Here is a 22,547-nt window from a genome sequence, read left to right as displayed (position 1 = left end):
TCGCGGCGAGATCGCAATCCTGGAGCAGCAGCGAGCCGCGTTCGATACTGTCCTGAAGGTTTACGAGGAGAGCTATTGCCCCGACGGCGCTGTTCGAATCGAGAAAGCCTCCGAAGGTAGTTCGCTTCCCCCTGGCTCGCCCAAACGGCTTTCAAGTACCATCGATGTTTCGAAGATGGTTGCTGCCGAAATCAGACGGACAGGATCGTCGGCGATGCGCGACTCGAATGAGCTTGCCTCAGCTTCGTCGAAGGCTATTGCAACGATGGCGGACGTATCGATGACCATCAGCTGGGTAGCCCATTCTCGTCATAGCCAAGGATTTCGTCGGCGCTACGCGATCCAGAACGGGGAGCGATTTCCAATCACGGCGGCTTGCTGCTAGATCTTCAAGCGGCGCAGCTTTCTGAACATCAGAACTTAGTCGATTCAGCCGCTCGATGAGTGCCGTGCGAGTGGCAACGGTAATACTTTCGCCAGTTTAGGCGAAGAGCGCCCGCGCAAGCCGTTCCGTTTCTGCGTCTTTAGTACTCAGGGCCACGGTAGGTACCTTTCTATCCAGATAGGATGCTACCACCTAAATAGCTCATAACCGAGGAGATTGCACGAAAATCGATCTGCCGCACTGCATTGGGCCCTTCTCTATTCGGGGTGTCGAGGTCAAGCGCTTTTGAGCTTTCAGCTTCTCGACAGTTTGACGTCCCTCGCAGGCCCTCGCTTCTCTTCGGGGTCGGCACACGGCCCTCCGAGCATGGGATCAGTTGAATGAGATGGCCCAATCTGTTGCGCGTTCTTACAGCGGGAAGCGATCGACAAGAGCCCGAGCGAGCCCACCTGATCCATCGTCCCGCGAGGGAAGAGGTTTCGCCTGCCTACGCCAGCCCAACGGAATGCTAATCCTTCTGAGTGCTTCCCAGGCATTGCTCTCGGGGCTGCGCTGGCGTAACCCGCAATGCCTTTCGCACCTTGCGCGAGAGCTCATCGACAGTCGCCATAACTCGGTTCAACTGTGACAACGTGGAAGCATGCTCCCCTGCATACCTGATGATGTGATACTCATTGTCTGCGGAGAGCGTGGCCAGGTGCGCCAGCGTACGTTTGCGCAGAACAAGGCCAGCTTCGGATGCTATACGCGTTCGCTGGTCGAGGTCGTGCCGAAAACCGCAAATTGTTGTGGGATCCACGCCTTTGGCGAGCAGGAATGCGTTCAGATAAAGTTCCATCGCATGGAGCGCCAGAAGACGCTGCGAAGCCGGGTTGAGCTTGGACGAGCCCTCGCCAAGCTTCCTGGCCGCATCTTGGTACTGTGTCGCCAAGTTCAGAATGCTTCCCACGCCCGCAGCTTTGCCAGGATGTGCAAATCCATCGCATGTCGGTCGGCGCTTCTCAGCTAGGCGGATAAGATCTTTCAGCATCGTGCGCAGCTCGGGCCAAGGTGCATCTTCGAGCTTCAGGCCGGGATCGTGCATGACAATTAGACAATGAAGTTTCGCGGTGACTTCAATCAGGGAGGAGGGCGGTGTGATCCACATGACACGTCCCGATATTCCGGCCCTTTCCGCGATCTCTTGTTCGAGGGCGACCGCCGCGCTGTATCCCAAACGCTGATCCGCTTCCTTCCATCGTTTTCGGCGCCTGCGAAGCTCGGCTCGCGCCTGAGATAGGTCTCTGGCAATGAGCTGCGTTGCCATTCGATTGATGTCGGCAAAAGAGTGAACCTCGACGGCGCCATCCTTTCCAACATTGGGCAGCGTCGCTACCGGAAGACCACCGGCCTCTTCGAGTAATTCCCTTTCAAGTTTTTCTCTGACACGAGTGGCCTTCACCTGGCGCTGATAGAGAGCATGCCATTTCGGCCACATTTCTCTGACCGGTGTTGGGCCAGGCTCTGTTCGCCGACCCTCAGGATCTTCGATGCGAGAGTTTAAGAGGCGCGAAGCGACGGAAAGCAGGTTTCGACGGTCGATCAAGCGCGGGACGGTTTCACACGTCCGAGGGAACGGCTTTATTTTTCCGCGGGCAAATACGGGCAAAGTTCTGCTATTCTCAGAATCAGCCATGATCCAAGCTCCAACCAGCCAGATTGTGGTTAGGCTGGGTAGCGTGCGCGAACACGCGATCCAGCCGTCTGCAACCTGACAATAAACGTCCCCGTTTAATCCGTCAATAAAGGGGCCGTTTATGGAGGTCCGGTTTATTTTTGATATTTGGCGACGGGGAAGAATACATTTTATGGGGCGACCGCCGCTAAATCTGAAGGAAACGAAAGTTCGTCTCCCACGGGCGACGAAAGAGCGGATCAAGGCTCTAGTCGGAAACTACGGCATCGCTACCTTCATTCGTGAGGCCGTCGAAAATGAGCTAGCGCGCCGGGAGGGTGACCCACCGAAGACCGATGGGACTGGCGAACGCGAAATTGAGTAACCATCGTCGGAACGCGCAACAGATTGGGCGATCTCATTCTACTGATCCCATGGTCAGAGGACGTGTGGCGATTCCGAAGAGACGCGAGGGCTCGTGAGAGATTTCAAACTGTCGAGAAGCCGAAAGTTGAAAAGCGCTTGACCTCAATACGAAACCTACTTCGTAAAACTACATGACGGCTCAGCGATGCCATTCGAGAAAGCCTATGGAGGGCTGCTCGATCAATTGTTTTCAGTCTGTAGTCTGATGTTGAGTTTGTGGAATTCAGCCTATGGCCTATGACGTTGAATGCAAATCCCAATCGGTCTCAGCTGGACGGCCAGGCTCTCTTAGTTCACGGCCGAATAGGTGGTATGGTTTGATAAGGCACTCAAGGGGATACCCATGCCTTATGGAGGCGTCGGATCATATTCACTGTCAGGGCACGTTTCTTGCTTGGGGCCTCCGACGCACGCGAACGGGAATCGAAAAGCATGGCGAGGTCGCCCGAGGGAGGATTTTGAACTCGGCGTGGCAATGTGGACAGCCAAGATGCTGTCTTCTCTGGTGAAGTATGGAACGAGATGAGCCTTTTGCATTTGGAGAGCGGTCGTCTACGCAAGACTAAGCTCTATGAGGAACTTCACGGGCGATTGAGGGCCAAGATACTTGCGGGAGCGGTACCGGATGGCCTTGTGCTGACCGAGGCCGCGGTGGCTGGGCTGGTCGGTAGTAGCCGTGCGCCCGTGCGCCAAGCGCTGCAGCTGTTGCTTAAGGACGGTTTGATCGCTCGGTTCGATGGTCGCGGCTTTATTGTCGGAACGCCGGGAATGCCGCCGAAACGCGTCAAGCTCGGTAACTATCTCAGCAATTTGTTTGAGGAGGACAGTGGCAGGCCCGCATTTGCCTGGCAGGCGCTTTATGAAGACGTCGAACGCATCGTCGTGCATCGCTCCTTCTTCGGTCGCTATCGTATCAATGAAAACGAATTGGCGCGACATTTCGGCGTCGGACGTGGGGTGGCGCGCGACGTGCTCTTAAGGCTGGAGACGCTCGGTATCGCGGAGAAGGACGACAATTTCCGCTGGTCGATCGTACCGCTCGACGCTCAGCGCATCCGCGACCTCTACGAGGTGCGTGAGCAGATCGAGCCGGTGGCGCTTGCCAGCGCCTTGGACGGACTTTCCCGAGACCACGTCGACGTCATGCTCGCGCGACTATCGCAGGCACTTGCGGACTATCCCGATGTCTCCGCCTCCACCATGTACGAGCTGGAGCTCGACCTGCACCTGCGCAGCCTCCAGGCTTGCCCGAACAAGGAATTCCTCAGCATCCTGAAACGGACGCATTGCATCTTGACGCTGAGCAAGCACATCGTGGGCAGTCGCATCAAAAGGCCGGACTATGAGCCATTTTTGGCCGAGCATGCCTGCGTATTCGAGATGGTGCAAAAGCGGGACGAGAAAGGGCTGCGGAAAGCCATGCGCGACCATATAAGCAATTCGCAACCCAGTGTGCAGACACGTGCCGCCTATATCCGCGAACACTATCAGCCAGACGAATACAGTTTCATCACCTGATTTGGGACAGCGTCAGGTGATGGCGCCGACCTGCCAAGGAACGAATTCATTGTCACCGTAGTCGAAGGTCTCGCTCAGCGTCTTCTTGCCGGAGGCGACCGCAATAATTTCCTCGAAAATCCGTTCGCCGGCAGCCTCGATCGTATCGTCGCCGCTGACGATGTCACCGCAGTTGATGTCCATATCCTCACGCATATGGTTGTACATTTCGGTGTTCGTTGCGATCTTGACGCAGGGTGCAGGCTTGAACCCGGAAACTGATCCGCGGCCGGTGGTAAAGCAGATCACGTTGCAGCCGCCGGCCACCTGGCCGGTGACGGCAACTGGATCGTAGCCCGGTGTATCCATGAAGACGAACCCGGGCTCGTCGACGATCTCCGAATATTCGTAGACGGCCTTCAGCGGCATGGAGCCGCCTTTGGCGACCGCGCCGAGCGACTTCTCAAGGATGGTCGTCAATCCGCCGAGCTTGTTGCCGTAGGACGGGTTGTTGTTGAGTTCCGCGCCGTTGCGGCGGGTATAGTCGCGCCACCAATCGATTCTGGAGAGCAGCTTTTCGGCAACCGTAGGCGTGACGGCTCTGCGCGTCAGCAGGTGTTCCGCGCCATAAATCTCAGGCGTTTCGGCTAGAACCGAAGTGCCGCCGTTGCGCACGAGAAGATCTGAAGCATAGCCGAGCGCCGGGTTGGCCGAGATCCCCGAATAGCCATCGGAGCCACCGCATTCCAGGGCGAGCTTGATCCCCGAGAGGGGCTGAACGGTTCGCCTGGCTGAGTTCACCTCGGGCAACATGTCCTTGATCATTTCCGAAGCGGCCGCGATCGTCTTACGGGTGCCGCCAAGATCCTGGATCGTCATGGTACGCAGGCGATTTCCCTCCTCGAGCTTGTAATGCTCAAGAATGGGCGCGATCTGATTGGTTTCGCAACCAAGGCCGATCATCAGGATGCCGCCGAAATTCGGATGACGTGCATAACCCTGCAGGGTGCGGGCCAGATAGCGATAGCCTTCAGACTGGGTGCTGATGGCGCAACCGCCGCCATGGGTCAGCGCCACCACGCCATCGACATTGTCGAAGCCATCCAGGTCTCCGGTGCGATTGAAATGCTCGGCGATATATTTCGAGACGGTCGCAGAGCAGTTCACCGTGGTGATGATGCCGATGAAGTTGCGCGTGCCGACGCCGCCCGCTCCGCGATCGAAGCCCATGAAGGTCCGACAGTCCTCGCGCGGCAGCATGCCCGTCTCTTCGATATCGACGCTGAACTGATAGGGATGTTCGGATTCGATGACCGCCAGGTTCTGCAGATGAACATGGCCGCCAGCCGGAATGAATTGCGTCGCGACGCCGATCGGCTGCCCGAATTTGCGGATTTCCTGGCCCGACTGGATGTCGCGGACTGCAACCTTGTGGCCGCGCGGGATCTGGTCGACAGCAATCAGGCCGTCAATGCCAGTCGCGCTACCGGCGCGGATCATCACGCGGGCGACCGCGACATCATCGATGGAATTGAGCAGGATGACAGGAGAAACGGCGGACATGAGAAATTCCGTATGGTTGGATTAATGTCTATTGCTAGCAATAGACAATTATTCGGTGGAAGACGTCAAGCATGATCGACATCGGTGGCAGATTCTGTCTTTCAATCATGAGGCTGGCGGGCGAGCCAGGCGGTAAGGTCGGTTTCCGCTCGTTCCAGAGCGCTGTGATTGAGCAGCTTTCTGAGAAACGCCACAGCCACGGCGCGTGCTCTAAGGTTGAAACGGCCATCATCGTCCTGATTGCCGAGCGGCTGATAGACTCCGAGCTTGATATAGAGCTGCTGCAATCGGTTTTGAACGCTGCGAACCGAGAGATTGCGTCTTTGGGCGATGGCGCGATCGGTCAATCCCAGCGCGATATCGACCAGGATCTCATATTCGGCTTCGGTGAAGCCGTTGACGTTCCCAAGGCTTCTTTGCTGCATGCCGCGCACTTCGCGATCGATCACGCACTGGCTTTCGATGAAGATGCTACGCAGCGCCAGTTTCAGCCGGTCGTCGGAAGCCGATTTCAGGACGTAGCCATAGACGGCGCCGACCGGTACGATGCGCGACACGCCGCGAACATAGGCTTCGTCGGAATAGTTCGACCAGAAGAGGATGCGCGTCTCTGGCCGCTCCTTCCATATGGTGCGCGCCGCTTCGATCCCGTTGCGCTGGCCCATCTGCAAATCCATGACGATATGGGCGGATTTGCAATCTCGCGCCATCCGTTCGCCGGTATTTCCGTTTTCAGCTTCCAGCACGCCGTCGCATTCTGGAAGTGCGGCGCGGATTGCCTCGTTGAGATAGGAGCGATGAAGCGGATCGTCCTCAATGATCAGAACCTTCATGCCGCGGCTCCTCCCACCGGCTGCGCCTTGGCGAGCAGGGTGACGCTGACCAATGTGCCTCCGGATGTGCCGGCCGGTTTTATCGCGAATCGCGCGGAGATCAGGCGCGCGCGGGTCCGCATATTTTCGATGCCGCCGCCCGACGGCCTGCGGGCATTTCCAAGTCCAAGACCGTCATCCATGACGTCAATGGTCACCGCGCCGCCAGCCGTTTTCAGGTGAACGTCAACGCTGCTGGCCTGGGCATGGCGTATAGCGTTGTTGATGGCCTCCTGCGCGATACGGAAAAGGGCGATGGAAACTGGTTGTTCGAGACAATCGATCGCACCGCCCGTCTCGTCTTTCAGCGTCCAGGCCAACGTGGCGCCGCTCTCCTGGATTGATCGTTCGAGATGGTTTTCCACCGCCTGCGCAAAGCCGAACAGCTGAAGGACCGAGGGCTTGGCCTCCTCGATGATCTGGCGAAGGTCGTGCATGCTATGCTGCAAACCGCGAAAGAGCGGTTCAAGGGCCTCACCGGTAACGTCGGGCTGGCGGGCAAGCCTCTCCAGCCGCCGGGCGAGGCGGGTCAGATCGGCCAGAATCTGATCGTGCAGGTCCATGCCGATGCGTTGTCGCTCGGCCTCCAATGCCTCGGTCAATTTCAGGGCGCCGAGGCGAAGACCTTCCTCGCGGGCGCGGGCCTCGGCTTCCACGATTGCAGAGCGTTTAGCCTGGTCGGCGGCGCGGATAGCGAAGAAATGGGGTGCTAACAGATCGGCAATGACGCGGGCGCTTTCGACGTGCTGCATGGTGTAGAAGCCGGTCTGGTGGCTCGAGCAGGAAAGCGCGCCGATGACATGACCCTGTACCTTCAGGGGCACGTGCACGCGGCTATGCAGCGATTGGTGAAAGATCGGGTGTGAAAAAGCGCCCTGAAAATGGAACTGCGGATCGCTCCAGGCGTCGTCGGTCAGCAGATAATCGCTCTCGCCCCAGAGAAGCGTGCGGATGGGGCTGTTGCTGACCGGCGCCGGAAAACGGCGTCCCCAATCGGTCTCGAGCCCGCTCTCATAAGCCGTATGAAATTGTTCGTCCACCAGCATGATGCAGACGTCGAGATGATCATGCGGGATCACATGGCTGATTTCGGCAGCGACTGCCCGGATAACGGAGTGAAAATCGAGCTGGCCGGCGAGGAGCCTCGATATGTTGAGATAATGGTCGAAGACCGATTGCGGCGCCAGATCGCGCAAGACACGCCCTCCCAGGCAATGCGTCGACCACTTCTCCTCCGATCGATCGCAGCATACGGATTTCCGACGCTATTAAGCGCCGATCCGAGCCGTTCGTCCTGCGGACTTGCGCATATTTTCTGCGGGATCCCGCAGGGTCCCGCAGCTTAAGCGCCTGTACAATCGAAACATTCTCGGACATCCTGCTTGTACTGACAGGGGAACCTGCAGTGCAAATAATATTTTCGATCGTTCGTTGAGGAGCGCGCTCGAAAATCTTGGCCTGGAAGATGAAGTACGGGCTCATTGGGAGGAAAATATGAATATTACCAAGATGCTTCTGGCATCCGCCGTCATCGCCTGCGTTGCCGTGCCGGGTTTCGCTTTTGCTGATACATCATCCAAGAAGATTGCGTTGTCGAACAATTATGCCGGCAACTCCTGGCGCCAGGCCATGTTGACCAGCTGGCAGAAAGTCACGGGCGAAGCCGTGAAAGCCGGCGTCGTTGCTGCCGCCGATCCGTTTACGACAGCGGAAAATCAGGCAACGGAACAGGCTGCGCAGATTCAGAATATGATCCTGCAGGGCTATGATGCGATCGTCATCGACGCCGCATCACCGACCGCGCTGAACGGCGCCATCAAGGAAGCGTGCGATGCCAAGATCGTCGTGGTTTCCTTCGATGGCATCGTCACCGAACCCTGCGCCTGGCGCATTGCCGTCGACTTCAAGGGCATGGGCGCCAGCCAGATCGAGTATCTCGCCAAGAAGATGCCGAAAGGTGGCAATGTACTAGAGATCCGCGGACTTGCCGGCGTTTCCGTCGATGACGAGATTTCCGCTGGTATCCATGCGGCTGCCGCCAAATATCCGCAGTTCAAGATTGTCGGCTCTGTCCATGGCGACTGGGCGCAGGATGTCGCGCAGCGCGCCGTCGCCGGCATCCTGCCGAGCCTTCCAGATATTGCTGCGGTCGTGACGCAGGGCGGCGACGGCTACGGTGCTGCGCAGGCATTTGCAGCCGCCAAACGTCCCATGCCGACGATCGTCATGGGCAACCGTCAGGACGAGCTTGCCTGGTGGAAGAAGGAGAAGGACGCCAATCACTATGAGACCATGTCCGTCTCCATTGCCCCCGGTGTGTCCACGCTGGCCTTTTGGGTGGCCCAGCAGATCCTCGACGGTCAGCAGGTGAAGAAGGATCTGGTCGTGCCGTTCCTGCGCATCGATCAGGACAATCTCGAAGCCAGTCTGGCCACCACGCAGGCCGGAGGCGTCGCCAATGTCGAATACACGCTCGATGACGCCAAGAAGGTCATCGCCGCGGCGAAGTAATCGATATCGATTAGCAAATGAAGGCCGGTGCCGCCGATGGGGGCGGCTCCGGTTAGATGCAACGGCCGGCCGGACGATCCATGATTGCAGTCAAAGACAATAGTTCGATGAAGGAAGACAGCGAGCGGCAAGCTGTCGTCTCGGCGAGAGGCATCAAGGTGCATTTCGGCGCGGTCAGGGCGCTCGATGGTGCCGATCTGACCATCCACGCCGGCGAATGCATCGGCCTTGTCGGGCACAACGGCGCCGGCAAATCGACGATCGTCAACGTCATCAACGGCGGTCTTAACCCGCATGAAGGAACGATTGCCTACGACGGCAACGACAAAGCGCACGGCATCAATGCTGCGCGTGCGCACGGCATTCGCTGTGTTTTTCAGGAGCTGTCGCTCGCCCCCAACCTGACCGTTGTCGAGAACATGCGCGTCGTTCATCACGGTCTCTCCGGCTGGAACTGGCGTCGGCAGGCGGCAACGATCGCGCGCGCCAAGCTCAATGAGATTTTCACTGGGCACAAGATCGACGTCATGAGCACCGTTGGTGAACTTTCCATCGCCGAACGGCAGATGGTGGAGATTGCGATCACCTTCTGCACAGTCGGCGAGAGGCCGAAGTTGGTCATTCTGGACGAGCCGACCTCTTCGCTCGATGCCGGATTGGCGGCGCAATTGATGACCTATGTGCGCACGTTCGTGCAGGCAGGCGGCGCGGTCATGCTGATCTCGCATATCCTTGGCGAGATCCTTTCGACGGCAAGCCGGATTCTCGTCATGAAGGACGGTCGGGTCGTCGCCGATCGTGCCGCACACGATTTTAACGTCCGAAGCCTCGTCCAGGCCATGGGCAGCGTCGTCAAGGAACAGGACCGCAAGCACGGGAATGGGGAGCGTGCCGTCACGCCTCCTATTCTCACCTTGTCTTCACGAAGAGGCAGGGGCCTGAGCTTCGAGGTCCGCAAGGGCGAAGTGGTCGGCCTTGCCGGACTTGCGGGTCATGGGCAAACCGACATGTTGCTCGATCTCCATCGCTCCTTGTCGAGCAATTGGCTGCCCGGCAGGCGGGAGAATATTACCTTCGTTGCTGGTGACCGCAGTCTGAACGGGACCTTTCCTCTATGGAGCATCTTGAAGAACCTGAGCATCGCATCGCTCGGCGATCTCTCGAAGATGTCGCTTGTCAATAAGGAACGAGAGGAAAGCCTCGGAGCCGAGTGGAAGGGGCGCATCGAAGTCCGCACACCAGCGATGGAAAACGGTATCCTGTCATTGTCCGGCGGCAATCAACAAAAAGTTCTGTTCGCCCGGGCTCTCGCGACCACTTCGCCGATCGTGCTGATGGATGATCCCATGCGCGGTGTTGATATCGGCACTAAGCAGGAAGTTTATCGCATTCTGAACGATGAAGCCGCCGCAGGCCGAACCTTCATCTGGTACTCCACCGAGATGGACGAAATCCGCCTTTGCGACCGCGCCTATGTCTTTCGAGACGGCGCTATCGTCGCGGAGCTGGTGGGAGAGGAAATCACGGAGGAAAACGTGCTGGCAGCTTCCTTTGCCGGGGAGGGCGCATGATCCGTCCATCGTCCGCCACCTTGCGTCTGCTTATCCCGGCGCTATCGCTCGCCGTTTTGCTTATCGCGGTCTTCTATCTCCAGCCGCGGGCCATGAGCTATATCGGGCTCAATCTGCTTTTCAATCTCGCCGTGCCCATCGCGCTCGCGACGATTGCTCAGATGATGATCATGTCGGTCAACGATCTCGATCTGTCGATGGGAACGTTCGTCAGCTTCACGGCTTGTGTGGCGGCGACCTATCTGCAGTCTTCACCGCTGCTGGGCATCCTCATTCTCGCTACCGCGATCGCCGTCTATGCCGTCATCGGCGTGATCATCTACATTAGGGACTTGCCGTCGATCGTCGTCACCCTCGGGATGAGTTTCGTCTGGGGCGGCTTTGCGGTGCTGCTGCTTCCCGCGCCGGGTGGCACGGCGCCCGATTGGGCCCGCTGGCTGATGACCTCGAAGCCACCGCTCGTCCCCATGGCGATCGTCGCGAGTATCGTGATCGCGCTGATTTCGCATTTGATCGTCATGCGTTCGTCCTTCGGCGTGCTGATCCGTGGCGTCGGCGGCAATCAACGTTCGCTTGAGCGCGCCGGCTGGTCCGTCGTCACCTTGCGCGCGGCTGCTTATGGGCTTGCCGGTCTCTTTGCGGTGTTATCAGGCGTCGCACTGGTCGGGCTTACCACCTCGGCGGATGCAAACATCGCGCTGCGCTATACGCTTCTGTCGATTGCCGGCGTCATTCTCGGAGGCGGAGAGTTCATAGGCGGCCGCGTTTCGCCGGTCGGTGCTGTCATTGGGGCTTTGACCCTGACTTTGGCAGGCTCATTCCTGTCATTTCTGCGGATCTCGCCGGATTGGCAAATCGGTGCCCAGGGTGCCATCCTGATCATCGTGCTGGCGCTGCGGCTCTTGCTCAACCGAGTCGAAAAGCGGGAGAAACAATCATGATCGCTTTTCGGGCACTCGGCCGGAAGCCCTGGATCTGGTCCTTCTTCGCCACCATAATCGTTTGGCTCGTCACCGTGCTCTTCACGGGCGGTGCGAGCTCCATCGGCCTCTCGCAGGCAGCGCTGACCTTCGCCGCCTTCTCCGTGATCGTCGGCATCGGGCAGATGTTCGTCATCACGCTCGGTCCGGGCAATATCGATCTGTCGGTGCCGGCCACGATGACACTTGCCGGCACAATCGCGCTCAAGCTCATGAATGTCGAGGATGGAATGATCGTGCCCGGTCTCCTCGTGTCGATCCTCATCGGCCTTGGTATCGGCATCGGCAATTATGGCCTGATCAAGCTTTTGCGCATCCCGCCCATCATCGCGACACTATCGATGAGCTTCATCATCCAGTCGACGGCAATCTGGAGCAACCGCGGTCTGCGCATCAAGCCGCCGGATCAACTGGCCGATTTCACCACGTCCGGTTTCCTCGGTGTCCCGAATGTGGCAATTGTTGCTCTTCTGCTTTCGGTCCTTGCCTGGGTGCTTTTAGAGCGGACGATCTTCGGCCGCTGGATATCGGCGATCGGGCAGAGCATGTTCGCGGCGCGCATGGCGGGCATTCCCGTCGACGGAACGCGGCTTGCTACCTATGTGCTTTGCGCTGTGCTTGCCTCAATCTGCGGCTATCTGCTCGCGAGCTTTTCCGGCGGAGCTGCCCTCAACATGGGGGCCGAATATCTGCTGATGTCGATCGCCGTCGTCATTATCGGCGGAACCGCAGTCGCCGGCGGCGATTCGAACGTACCGGGCATATGGGGAGCATCGCTTTTCATGTTCCTGGTGGTCTCCATGCTGAACACCTATGGGTTCGGCGCCGGGCCGAGGCTCATTCTGACCGGCCTGATCATCATTGCCGTCATTCTCGTTGCAGGCGGACGCCCCGTCGGCGGGCGCTGACACTGTTTCCTCAGCAGTTTTTAGGACAATCGCAATGTCAAACGACTCCTCCTCCCCCTACGAAATCTACGATACCCGCTTCCGGAACCTCGTCGTTCCAAGTGCCGGGCTGGAGGAGCTCTATTCGGACTGCCGCTGGGCGGAAGGACCTGCCTGGTTCGCCGATACCGGATGCCTGATATGGAGCGACATCCCCAATGAGCGCATGCTGCGCTGGGTGCCGGGCGGCGGCGTCTCGATCTTCCGCGCGCCATCGAATTTCGCCAACGGCAACACGCGCGACCGGCAGGGGCGGTTGATCTCCTGCGAACATGGCGGTCGCCGGGTCACACGCACGGAAATCAATGGCTCGATCACGGTGCTTGCCGACAGTTACAAGGGTAAGCGCCTGAACTCGCCGAACGACGTGATTGTTCGTTCCGATGGATCCATCTGGTTCACCGATCCAACCTACGGCATTCTCTCGAACTACGAAGGCTACAAGGCGGAGCCTGAACAGCCGACCCGCAATGTCTATAGGCTCCATCCATCAACGGGCGAATTGGAGATCGTCGTCGACGATTTCCGCCAGCCGAACGGCCTGGCATTTTCTCCCGATGAGACGAAGCTCTACGTTGCCGACTCCGCCGCTAGCCACGACATCGGCGCCCCGCGACACATTCGCGTCTTTGACGTCGATGGAAAGAAGGCGGCGAATGGCCGGGTCTTCTGCAACATTGACACCGGCATACCGGACGGCTTCCGGGCCGATATCGAAGGCAATATCTGGACAAGCGCTGGCGACGGCGTCCACTGCTTCGCACCTGATGGCACCTTGATCGGCAAGATCAAAACACCCCAGACAGTCGCCAACCTCACCTTCGGCGGCCAGCGACGTAACCAGCTATTTATCACGGCAACGCAATCGCTTTATCGCGTCTTCACGACCGCAACGGGTGCGCAGATGCCGTGAACGAGCCGGTGTGCCATAGACAATAAGATGTCGATTGATGGTAATATTGAACACTGTTCGAGCAGCTCTTGGCTTCCTCCCAGGTGCTGCAACTACCGGGGTCAGCGTTATCAACCCCGACGGTGGATAAACTGCCGAGGCGGACCGCGCATTTGAGGAGCTCGGATAGAAGGCGCTTGTTTCTTGGCGAAATGTAAGAGTGCTTGCCGCCGACTTCATTCTTTCGATTTTGCACCGTATCAGACAGCTCATCTTCAATAATCCGAAGGTGAAGGGCGTTGATGGCCTCGATGGCCGCTTCGTGGTTCGCTTTTGAAACGCGACGTTCCGTGGAAGGGTTTTTATTATATAGACGCGATCCCATACGAGCTTCCCAACATAGAATGGATTGCGGAGGAGCCCATACGCCCAAACCAACCTGCAATAAAATGAGGATCAGTTTCTCATCGAGGAGGTCTATGATCGACTATTTATTAGTTTCAGCAATCCAAGGATGCTGATATGTGCTCTAGAGACACAATCTTTGGGGTATTATGTCATGTTTAAATCCGTATGGCGTCAGACGATAGCGCCGAGTATAGCTCATCGCGTTGCGCCTCGCGTCCTTGAGCTGATCCGAAGCGATATCGAAAATATGTCACAGGCGGCAAGGGCAACCGCTGAACAGGTGCCCTCGGCTGAGCCTTTGGGCGAGCTGCAGATTTATCGAGGATACAACAGTTCTGATGTTGCAATCTTCGATGAGTTCACCAATCACAATAGAAAGTCGCAGCCTGGCTTCATAGTGGACTTCATGGGTGTGCGGACGCGAGTTTCGTCGCTGTATGACCAAGTCCAGCATCTGAGCGGCGCTGTCCAAGGCGCTCCGGTTCCTGGCGACTACCATGCCGAAACTACTGAATGGCTTGGCCTCGTAAAGACCGTCAGAAGCGCATCAGGTCGATATACCGCAATGGAGTGGGGCGCCGGCTGGGGGCCGTGGATCATTGCCGGTGGTGTTGCTGCGCGAAATAAAGGGATTTCCGACATCAAGCTTTATGGTGTCGAAGCCGATCCCGTTCACTTCGAAACCATGGTGCAGCATTATCGCGACAATGGTTTCGAGCCTGAACCGACTTTGGTCTATCTGGCAGCGGTGGGACCTGAACCCGGTCGCGCTCAATGGCCCAAGCATCCGGACCCCCGAAATGATTGGGGGACAAGACCAATTCGCGAGGGCGACGTAGCTGATGATGATTATAACGCCGGGCGCATAAACGATTTTATGAATGTGGAAATTCTGGCCGGAGCGGACCTCCTCTCAAAAGAGCCTCTGTGGGATATGTTGCATGTAGACATACAGGGCTGGGAAGGCGAGGTTTGCGCTGCAGCTCAGGAAGTCATCAATGAGCGCGTCCGTTGGGTCATCATCGGTACACACTCTCGAATCGTTGAGGCGCAGCTATTGACGCTATTCCACTCCATGGGGTGGACGCTTGAGCATGAAAAGCCGTGTCGGTTCAGTTACAGCCTGGATCGGAGCGATTTCGCCTCCATGATCACCGCGGACGGCGTCCAGGTCTGGCGAAATACTCGTCTCGTCTCCAGATGAAAACTATCATCTATAAATGATGCAACAGGGGTCGCTTTCGCGGCCCTTTTTCGTTGGAGCCTACAATGGACCGGTCGAAGTTCTTTGTCGCGGTGCGATCTCTTATTTTCCGCAGAATCTTCCCAAGGGCGGTCGACCAGCCGCTTAGAACGTCGCGCGCCCTTCGGCCTCGGACATTCTTTTCACCTGTGGGTGGTTTGGCCACGTCCCTAAGCGAGAGCGGAATATTTTTCTCGCTTTCCGCAACTTATTGAGCTACCCGCATATCCTAGTAGAAACCCAGGCAAAACTATGCACAGTGCTGATAGCCGATTCGTGTTCTTCGATGGCCTTCGAGGCCTGGCTGCCTTAAACGTGGCCGTGTCTCATTTCCTGGTTGCGTTCGACTTCGCGATTTATACCGGAAAAGTGGAGAATTCTCACGGGAGTTGGGATGTCGCGCTTTCCGCTTATCCGTTCCTTTTTGTAGGAGCGGGGGCCAACTTCTCAGTCTGCATTTTTCTCGCTCTGTCTGGCTTTGTGCTGGCGAATTCGTTTCACAACAGCCGTTTGGCGCTGCCTGGATTGTTGGTGAAACGCACTATCCGGCTCGGGGTTCCAGTACTTGCAGCGAGCCTTCTTGGATGGGCGTTGCTCGAAATTGGGCTTATTTTCAACCAAAGGATTGCCGCGATTACCAAGTCGGATTGGCTGGCAAAGCAATTCAGCCAATCCGACCCAAGCTTTACAGATGGGCTCTATCAGGCTTGGAATAGTTTGCTTGGAAACGCCACATTGGATAACTCCTACAACTCTGTGCTTTGGACAATGCCGATCGAGTTTGTAGGGTCCATAGTGTTGATCCTTATGTTCTGTACGGGCATATCACGTATAAGTAAGACCGGAGCGGGCATCCTGCTTTTGCTGTTTGGTGCCGTTGTTGGTCGGACGTTCGTCTCCATCATGCTGTTTGGCGGCAGTGTTTATCTTCTGCAAGTTCACCGATTCGCATCTCGCCTAAAATGGCGATTTCCGATCCTGCTGCTGATTTGCTTCTTGGGCACGGTGCCGTTTTCTGTTGCTCGCGGTCCCTACTGGGATGCTATAGTGTCGCTGATGGGGTTTGTGCCGTCAATAAATTGGCACGTGCCAGGGTTCATAAATCAGGGGAACGTGTCCCTTTGGCATGAAATATCCGCTTTGGCGTTGGTGGTATTGCTTTCGGGCTGGGAGGCGGCGCAAAGGGCACTGTCCGGTCGCGTTTTTAAGTATCTGGGCAAGATATCCTTCCCGCTCTATCTGACGCATATCCCGGCATTGTTCTCGGCAGGTTGTTTTGGTTTTATGGTCGCAGATGCCACTGGGTCGACTTACCCGGTCGCGGTAGCTATGGCGTTTTTTGCCTACGTTCCCACCGCATTCATTTTTGCGCTGGCGATGGAATGGTTGGTGGATATAAGGGCCATCGCGCTTGCTGCGGCAGTTTCTGCACGATGGCAACCCGCAGCCGTGTCGCTGTAGTTGCACCGAACTCATTCATCGCGCCTACCACCTTCCAACATCGCCTTGACGGACCGCAACGGCGCGGTAACATGCCAACTTGTTGAGTTCTGCAGCGCATCGACCTGGCTGCTTACGTGCCGTTGCTGCTCTCTTGTTGCGGCCAGCGCCGCCTGTGTGCCGGCTAGCTCCGCTTGCGGGGCCGCGAGTTTTCCCTGCAGCAGGCTGCTCTCCTCCTTGCCGGCCCTTGCGTCAACCCCAACCTTTGCGCTCTGCGGCTGCCTCTCACTTCCGAATTCGGCCTGATATAAGCCTTGGCCGCAAAGAGCTTCCAGTGCATGGGGGTATTGGAAATGCCGGCGATGGTAGCGCAGATGCAGATCAGCAGATTCTTGCGATCTTGGGATACACCCAGAACATAATAGAAATATGAGCGAGACCACGGGCATGATTGCCCGCTGTCACACAACTAGGTGGCGTTAAGCTCAATTTCGCGTCGCGCAGCGCGGACGAGGAAGCCTGAGCGAGTGAGACCCTTGGCTTCAGCGTATGCATCTAGCGTCATTTCGAGTGCAACCCACCTTTTGACGATCAAAAGTGGACGACTTCTGAAAAATCATATCATCAAGGCGGTTCTCTAGAGCCGCCTTTTTCAATTAAGGCATTTCCTTGCCCTTCGATCCTAACGGTAATTACAATCAGCCATCCGGCCACTTGGCAGTCAACGGGCAAAATATCCTCGCGAGCCAGCACAACCCGCCGCTTGAGGATATTGCGACGCAATCGCTTTACCGGGTGTACACGACGGCACTGGGGCGCGGGTACTGTGAGGCAAGGCATGTGGCTGATAACGGATGTTGATTGCTGAATGCAGAGGGCGTCACGGATCTGCGCCAGGTCGCCGATATCCTCGCCATGCCGATGATTGAGACGGATGACCTGTTCGCTCCGATCATGGAGGACCTGAATTATAGCGCCCGAGGCCACCTATGACACTCCTAAATATCTCCCTGGGGAAAGCGTTTAAAAGCGAGTTGGTTTACGACGTGTCGGCGCCGCTGCGGCAAAAAAGAAACTAGCAAAGGGGAAAAGGGAACAAGGTCAATTCATAAACCCTCCAGAAAACTGGATCATACCGGCTTCAAATGATATCCAAGCGTTTCTGATTGTTTCTGGCGAGGGAAATTGTGGCGGGTAGAAATGATGCTGCAGACGGCTTGCGCGGAATAGCAGCTATAAACGTTGCGCTGTCGCATTTTGTGGCAGCATTTTGGCCATCGCTTCTGCGTTACAATTATGATGGTTTTGAGAAATATCAAACTCCCATGTCTATTGCGGAGAAGATTCTAAGCAGTCCGCCTATCACTCTATTTTTCAATGGGCATTTTCCGGTCTTAGTATTTTTCGTTCTTTCGGGTTTCTTGCTTGCTTCTCCGGCTATGGAAGATCGATACGATTTGATCAGGGCACGAGCGATCGGGCGCTATTTTAGGCTCAACATTCCCATCGCTGCAGCCTGCTTTTTCTCATGGCTGCTACTCGAAGGAGGGTTCTACTTCAATATCGAGGCCGCCGCTGTTTCGTCATCGCAATGGTTGGAGAATTTTTACACCCACTCTGTTTCTCTTGGAGAGTTGCTCAACATTGTCGAGTATCGCGGTATACTCGGCGATGGAACGTTGGTTCCTCCGTTATGGACATTAAAGGTGGAATTCCTCGGATCTTTATTGCTGTTGGCGGCCATATGCCTTTCGCCTCCGAGAAAAGCGTATGCTGGACTTATTTTGGCGGCACTTGGAATTTTAATTTCCCGCTCTGATGATCAGATCTATTACCTTGCGTTTTTAGCAGGTGCTTCTCTCAATTGGTTGAAGCCGAAAGGCTATCTTGCTTTGGGATGCTTGTTTGTCGGCTTTTTTTTCGGTGCATATCAAAATGCCGCCCTACCATACCTTTGGCTGCCGACTGTCAGGGATGCAAAGTCGGCCTACAATTGTATCGGCGCCGTTCTCGTGGTTGCGGGGACCTGTACGGGATCGAAGGCGCCCTATCCACTATCCAATCCCGTGTCATTGTTCCTTGGACGTATATCGTTTTCTTTATATTTATTCCATTTTCCAATTTTGACGTCCGTTGCTTGCTTTGTGATTTGCTTCATGGGGAATGGTCTGATTGGATTGCTATCTGCTCTTGTGATATATCTTGGGATAGCAATCGCGGTCGCCTTGGTTGCGACTAAGACGGTTGACGCGCCCGCAATTCAATTTGGCCATTGGTTTGCTTTCGAGCTCTCCAAGCAGTCGCGTGCAAAGAAGATGTAGAGCCGTAAGTTATAGTGAATCAATTTTCTGGATACCACGTGTATATGCGGAATCGAGAGGGTACAATTATGGGATATTTGTAAATCTAAAGAGTCGGGATGTGATCATGCATCCATCGTCGCAGAATGAGCGCAGGCGTTTCTAGATTTGGTTTGTATTTGCGTTGGTGTTCGCTGCCGTATCTGTTGGCCGTTAGAGCTTATGTTCTTCGTTTTGCTGGCGATTACTTTTGGTCGCAGATTAGTCTGGCCATGACGAACCGCGGTCGCGTGACTACTGCGCAATTGTCATTCTGCGCGGCAAAAAAGCGAGACGCGCGTTCTCCTGCACTCTTTTAGTAGATTAGTTAAGGTTGAAGTCGTAGAATGATAATGAGGTGTCGATACCGCATGATGCAGAAGGACAGCGCTTTTGCATGCCATCGATCATCTATGCGACCTTTTTTTCTCGGGAGGTTGGCCAGCGTAGGCAGCGGGTTAATTCATCGACCGAATTTGGGGCAAGACTAAATTAAATGACTAACGAGCCAGGAAGCGCATCTCCTACATTCAAGGACGCGAATAACTCATCTCTATCAGAGGATGTGCCTTCAACAATTTCCAGGCGGCGCGGCTTACGTCTTTGTCGCAATAGCGTGCGCGGAGTTTAGAGGTGCTCGATACTGCAATTAAACCGCCGCGATCATTTCTGGTGGCGGTGCTATCGTCGCTGAAGATGGCTTTCCTTGGCATCGGAGCGACTAGCGCCCTAGTTAATATTCTTGCATTAACCGGCTCGTTTTTCATGTTGCAGGTCTACGATCGGGTGATACCGGCCCGTAGTCTGCCGACCCTTGTCGGCCTCGGTATCATTGCGGCGACGCTCTATGCCTTCCAAGGGATTCTCGAGGTGGTCCGCTCAATGCTTTTAGTGCGTCTGGGCCTTTCAGTCGATGAGCGTTTCGGTGCAACGGTCTACGATTCTCTCGTCCTATTTCCCGCGCGCATGCAGGTGCACGGAGACGGTCTCCAACCCGTACGTGACCTTGACGTCGTGCGCTCATTTCTCTCAGGGCCGGGACCAACCGCTCTGTTTGATATCCCCTGGATGCCTTTTTATCTTGGTCTGTGTTTCCTCTTTCACATCTGGATCGGGGTTACGGCACTTGCCGGCGCGCTACTCCTCGTCGGTCTTACGATCCTGACCGAACGGATGTCGCGCGGGCCTGCAAAAGAGGCGGCCAAGATCATTTCGGAACGGATGGCGCTGGCGGAAGCAACACGCAGAAACTCCGAAGCCGTATTGGCGATGGGTTTCGGCCATATGCTCGGCACGAAGTGGAACGAAATTAACAGCCGCTACCTCGGCAATCATTTGCGTTTATCAAACGTAACTGTCGCACTCGGGACAATTTCGAAGATTTTGCGGATAATGCTGCAATCAGCCGTCCTTGCCGTTGGCGCGATCCTCGTCATTCGTCAGGAGGCTTCGGGCGGCATCATGATTGCAAGCTCCATTCTACTCAGCCGAGCATTAGCTCCAGTCGAATTGGCGATCAGCCAATGGAAGAGCTTTGTCGCAGCCAGAGATAGTTGGTCGCGTCTGATGAGGCTCGCCGACCTGATGTCTGTCGACGGACGAGAGGTCTCTTTGCCCAAGCCGGAGAAAGCTTTGAAGGTCGAAGGCTTGCATCTTGCGGCGCCAGGCTCCAAAAACCCGATCGTGCGAAACATATCAATAGAGCTTCAGGCTGGAGACTCCGTTGGGGTGATCGGGCCTAGTGCATCTGGTAAATCCACACTTGCGCGGGGTCTCGTTGGGCTTTGGCCGCCGGTCGCGGGAACGGTCCGCTTGGATGGGGCGTCGCTGTCGCAGTGGGATCCGCAGGCGCTTGGTGCGCATATCGGCTATCTGCCGCAGGACGTCGAATTGTTTGGCGGATCTATCGCCGAAAACATTGCTAGATTTGATCCGGATGCGACATCAGAGAAGATCATTGCGGCTGCGAAGACGGCAGGCGTTTACGAAATGATCCTGCAATTTCCCAAAGGCTTTGAAACCAAGATAGGCGAACAAGGATCTGCGCTGTCGGGCGGACAGAGGCAGCGTATTGCGCTGGCTCGCGCGCTTTATGGTGAGCCGTTCCTGATCGTTCTCGACGAACCCAACTCAAATCTCGATGCTGATGGAGAGCTTGCGTTATCGCGGGCGATACTGAGCGTCAAAGCCCGTGGAGGCATTGTCGCGGTTGTTGCACATCGCCCCAGCGCGCTTGCTGCGATCGACAAGGTGCTCGTGTTGACCAACGGCCAAATGCAGGCTTTCGGGCCGAAAGATGAGGTTCTCAGGAAGACAACGCAACCCGGACCACCGGGGCTTCAACCGGTCCGACTGATTATCGGCGGCGAGGAGATGGCCCAATGAAGGGGGCTCACACGCCGCTTGCCGAACGCGCCGTCCGCCGTCTAACGCTGATTGCACTCGCCGCTGTTATCCTTCTCGTAGGCGTTTTAGGAGGATTGGCTGCCACGATACGTCTTCAGGGCGCCGTTATCGCCACCGGAACGTTGGTCGTCGACAGCTATGTCAAACCTGTCCAGCACCAGAAAGGTGGCACTGTGGGCCAGGTATTCGTCAAAAACGGCGATCACGTTGCAGCCGGCCAAATACTTGTTCATCTTGACGATACACAGGCACGCGCCAATCGTGCCATCATCTCGAAACGGCTAAAGGAACTTTCGGCGCGCGTGGCTCGACTTTCGGCAGAACGAGATGCGAAAGAGACGATCACCTTTCCAGAGGACCTTTTGAGCGAGCAAGCTACCCCCGAAATTGCAGCGATACTCGACGGAGAACGGCGGTTGTTTGAAGACCGACGCTCATCCAGAATAGGCCGAAAAGCGCAATTAGCCGAGCGGGTCCGCCAACTTTCGAAGGAGGCGGAAGGGCTGGGCGCTCAGCAGGAGGGTAAGCGACAAGCAATTACGATCATTAACACCGAGCTCGCTAGCCTGCAGCCATTGCTGGAACAGGGCATCATTCCCGCAACGCGGGTCTACAGCTTGCGGCGAGATGCTGCGGATCTCACCGGTGAGCTTGGCAGCTTGATCGCTTCTGCAGCTCAAACCAATGGCAAAATCACTGAAACCCAGTTGCAGATTATTCAAGTCGATGACGATCAACGAACCGAAATCTCGGATCAATTGCGTCAGGCCGAAAGTGATATCGGCGAATATTCCGAGCGGCTCGTTGCTGCCGAAGATGAGCTGAAGCATGTCGATATTCGCGCGCCTCAGCAAGGGATCGTTCATCAACTTGTCGTCCATGCGGGCGGAACAGTCGTCACGCCTGGTGAAGCGATCATGCAGATCGTGCCCGACAAGGATGCGCTGACGCCGGAACTCAAGCTGTCACCACGGGATATCGATCAAGTAGCTATCGGACAGGAGGTGATGGTCCGGTTTTCGGCATTCAATCAACGCACCACGCCAGGCTTGGCCGGCCGAATAACAAGCATCGGTGCCGACTTAACGACCGATCAACGCACCGGACAGGGCTATTATGATACCAGGGTCGCTATACCGCAGGTCGAATGGGCACGGCTAGGAAATCTGGTACCGCTAGCGGGCATGCCCGTGGAGGCATTCGTCCAAACGGACCAGCGAACGGTCTTGGCATATTTGGCAAAACCTCTATCCGATCAGATGGTTCGTGCGTTTAAGGAACAGTAACGATGTGGAAAAGGATGACGCTGGAAAATCAAGGATCGTGCCAAAGTTGATGCCACCCTTACTTGCAGACTCTTCATTCCTCGTTTATTCAGCTTAGTGAAAAAGGGCCGTTAAAATCGCCATTTCC

General features: G+C 56.2%; 16 protein-coding genes and 2 pseudogenes. 12 read left to right on the top strand and 6 right to left on the bottom strand.

From position 1 onward, the window contains the following. Positions 1-117: 117 nt before the first annotated feature. The 3 genes and pseudogenes from FP026_RS03395 to FP026_RS03385 form a co-directional block, all read right to left on the bottom strand. A pseudogene (locus FP026_RS03395) lies at positions 118-288 on the bottom strand (PIN domain-containing protein); the annotation flags it as partial. Continuing rightward, a pseudogene (locus tag FP026_RS03390) lies at positions 288-541 on the bottom strand (type II toxin-antitoxin system VapB family antitoxin). The pseudogenes FP026_RS03395 and FP026_RS03390, both read right to left, overlap by 1 nt. Positions 542-893: 352 nt before the next feature. Beyond that, on the bottom strand, positions 894-2,060 hold the full coding sequence (locus tag FP026_RS03385; protein WP_246665224.1) for a hypothetical protein: 1,167 nt from the start codon (positions 2,058-2,060) through the stop codon (positions 894-896). Positions 2,061-2,987: 927 nt separating this feature from the next. Between FP026_RS03385 and FP026_RS03370 the strand changes: the two genes are divergently transcribed. Continuing rightward, positions 2,988-3,983 (top strand): GntR family transcriptional regulator, encoded by a 996-nt coding sequence (locus FP026_RS03370; RefSeq protein ID WP_149633223.1) that lies wholly within the window; start codon positions 2,988-2,990, stop codon positions 3,981-3,983. A 12-nt stretch (positions 3,984-3,995) separates the two neighbouring features. Here FP026_RS03370 and FP026_RS03365 read toward each other — a convergent pair whose 3' ends face one another. The 3 genes from FP026_RS03365 to FP026_RS03355 all read right to left on the bottom strand — a co-directional run bounded on the left by FP026_RS03365 (position 3,996) and on the right by FP026_RS03355 (position 7,593). After that, entirely contained in the window at positions 3,996-5,525 is a 1,530-nt protein-coding gene (locus FP026_RS03365; protein WP_149633222.1) for a UxaA family hydrolase, read from the bottom strand. 101 nt (positions 5,526-5,626) lie between these two features. Continuing rightward, positions 5,627-6,358, bottom strand: coding sequence for a response regulator transcription factor (locus FP026_RS03360; protein WP_149633221.1), 732 nt, complete (start codon positions 6,356-6,358; stop codon positions 5,627-5,629). Next, positions 6,355-7,593: a GAF domain-containing sensor histidine kinase gene (locus FP026_RS03355; protein ID WP_149633220.1), complete on the bottom strand. Its 1,239-nt coding sequence runs from the start codon at positions 7,591-7,593 to the stop codon at positions 6,355-6,357. Before FP026_RS03355 ends, FP026_RS03360 begins: the two co-directional genes overlap by 4 nt. Positions 7,594-7,891: 298 nt before the next feature. On the opposite strand from FP026_RS03355, the gene FP026_RS03350 reads away from it, so the two are divergent. The 11 genes from FP026_RS03350 to FP026_RS03305 all read left to right on the top strand — a co-directional run bounded on the left by FP026_RS03350 (position 7,892) and on the right by FP026_RS03305 (position 22,420). Further along, the gene (locus FP026_RS03350) at positions 7,892-8,908 is read left to right on the top strand and encodes an ABC transporter substrate-binding protein (RefSeq protein ID WP_149633219.1); all 1,017 of its coding nucleotides are present in this window, start codon (positions 7,892-7,894) and stop codon (positions 8,906-8,908) included. A 107-nt stretch (positions 8,909-9,015) separates the two neighbouring features. Next, positions 9,016-10,479: a sugar ABC transporter ATP-binding protein gene (locus FP026_RS03345; protein WP_432444091.1), complete on the top strand. Its 1,464-nt coding sequence runs from the start codon at positions 9,016-9,018 to the stop codon at positions 10,477-10,479. Continuing rightward, positions 10,476-11,420 (top strand): ABC transporter permease, encoded by a 945-nt coding sequence (locus FP026_RS03340; RefSeq protein ID WP_149633217.1) that lies wholly within the window; start codon positions 10,476-10,478, stop codon positions 11,418-11,420. Before FP026_RS03345 ends, FP026_RS03340 begins: the two co-directional genes overlap by 4 nt. Beyond that, on the top strand, positions 11,417-12,367 hold the full coding sequence (locus FP026_RS03335; protein ID WP_149633216.1) for an ABC transporter permease: 951 nt from the start codon (positions 11,417-11,419) through the stop codon (positions 12,365-12,367). Before FP026_RS03340 ends, FP026_RS03335 begins: the two co-directional genes overlap by 4 nt. A 34-nt stretch (positions 12,368-12,401) precedes the next feature. Beyond that, complete coding sequence (locus tag FP026_RS03330) at positions 12,402-13,319, top strand: SMP-30/gluconolactonase/LRE family protein (RefSeq protein WP_149633215.1); 918 nt, start codon at positions 12,402-12,404, stop codon at positions 13,317-13,319. Positions 13,320-13,857: 538 nt separating this feature from the next. Then, entirely contained in the window at positions 13,858-14,910 is a 1,053-nt protein-coding gene (locus FP026_RS03325) for a hypothetical protein (RefSeq protein WP_149633214.1), read from the top strand. A 291-nt stretch (positions 14,911-15,201) separates the two neighbouring features. After that, complete coding sequence (locus tag FP026_RS03320; RefSeq protein ID WP_149633213.1) at positions 15,202-16,410, top strand: acyltransferase family protein; 1,209 nt, start codon at positions 15,202-15,204, stop codon at positions 16,408-16,410. A gap of 840 nt (positions 16,411-17,250) precedes the next feature. Continuing rightward, entirely contained in the window at positions 17,251-17,382 is a 132-nt protein-coding gene (locus FP026_RS30725) for a hypothetical protein (RefSeq protein WP_281408569.1), read from the top strand. A gap of 194 nt (positions 17,383-17,576) precedes the next feature. Further along, on the top strand, positions 17,577-18,710 hold the full coding sequence (locus FP026_RS03315; RefSeq protein WP_188112482.1) for an acyltransferase family protein: 1,134 nt from the start codon (positions 17,577-17,579) through the stop codon (positions 18,708-18,710). Positions 18,711-19,361: 651 nt separating this feature from the next. Then, on the top strand, positions 19,362-21,113 hold the full coding sequence (locus tag FP026_RS03310; protein ID WP_281408568.1) for a type I secretion system permease/ATPase: 1,752 nt from the start codon (positions 19,362-19,364) through the stop codon (positions 21,111-21,113). Then, entirely contained in the window at positions 21,110-22,420 is a 1,311-nt protein-coding gene (locus FP026_RS03305) for an HlyD family type I secretion periplasmic adaptor subunit (protein ID WP_149633211.1), read from the top strand. The genes FP026_RS03310 and FP026_RS03305 overlap by 4 nt, the downstream gene beginning before the upstream one ends. Positions 22,421-22,547: the final 127 nt, after the last annotated feature.

Source organism: Martinezella tropici (genome assembly GCF_008370325.1).
Classification (GTDB): Bacteria; Pseudomonadota; Alphaproteobacteria; order Rhizobiales; family Rhizobiaceae; genus Rhizobium; species Rhizobium tropici_B.
The sequence above is the reverse complement of the archived record's forward strand: the minus strand, read 5'-3'. Positions and strand labels throughout refer to the sequence as shown.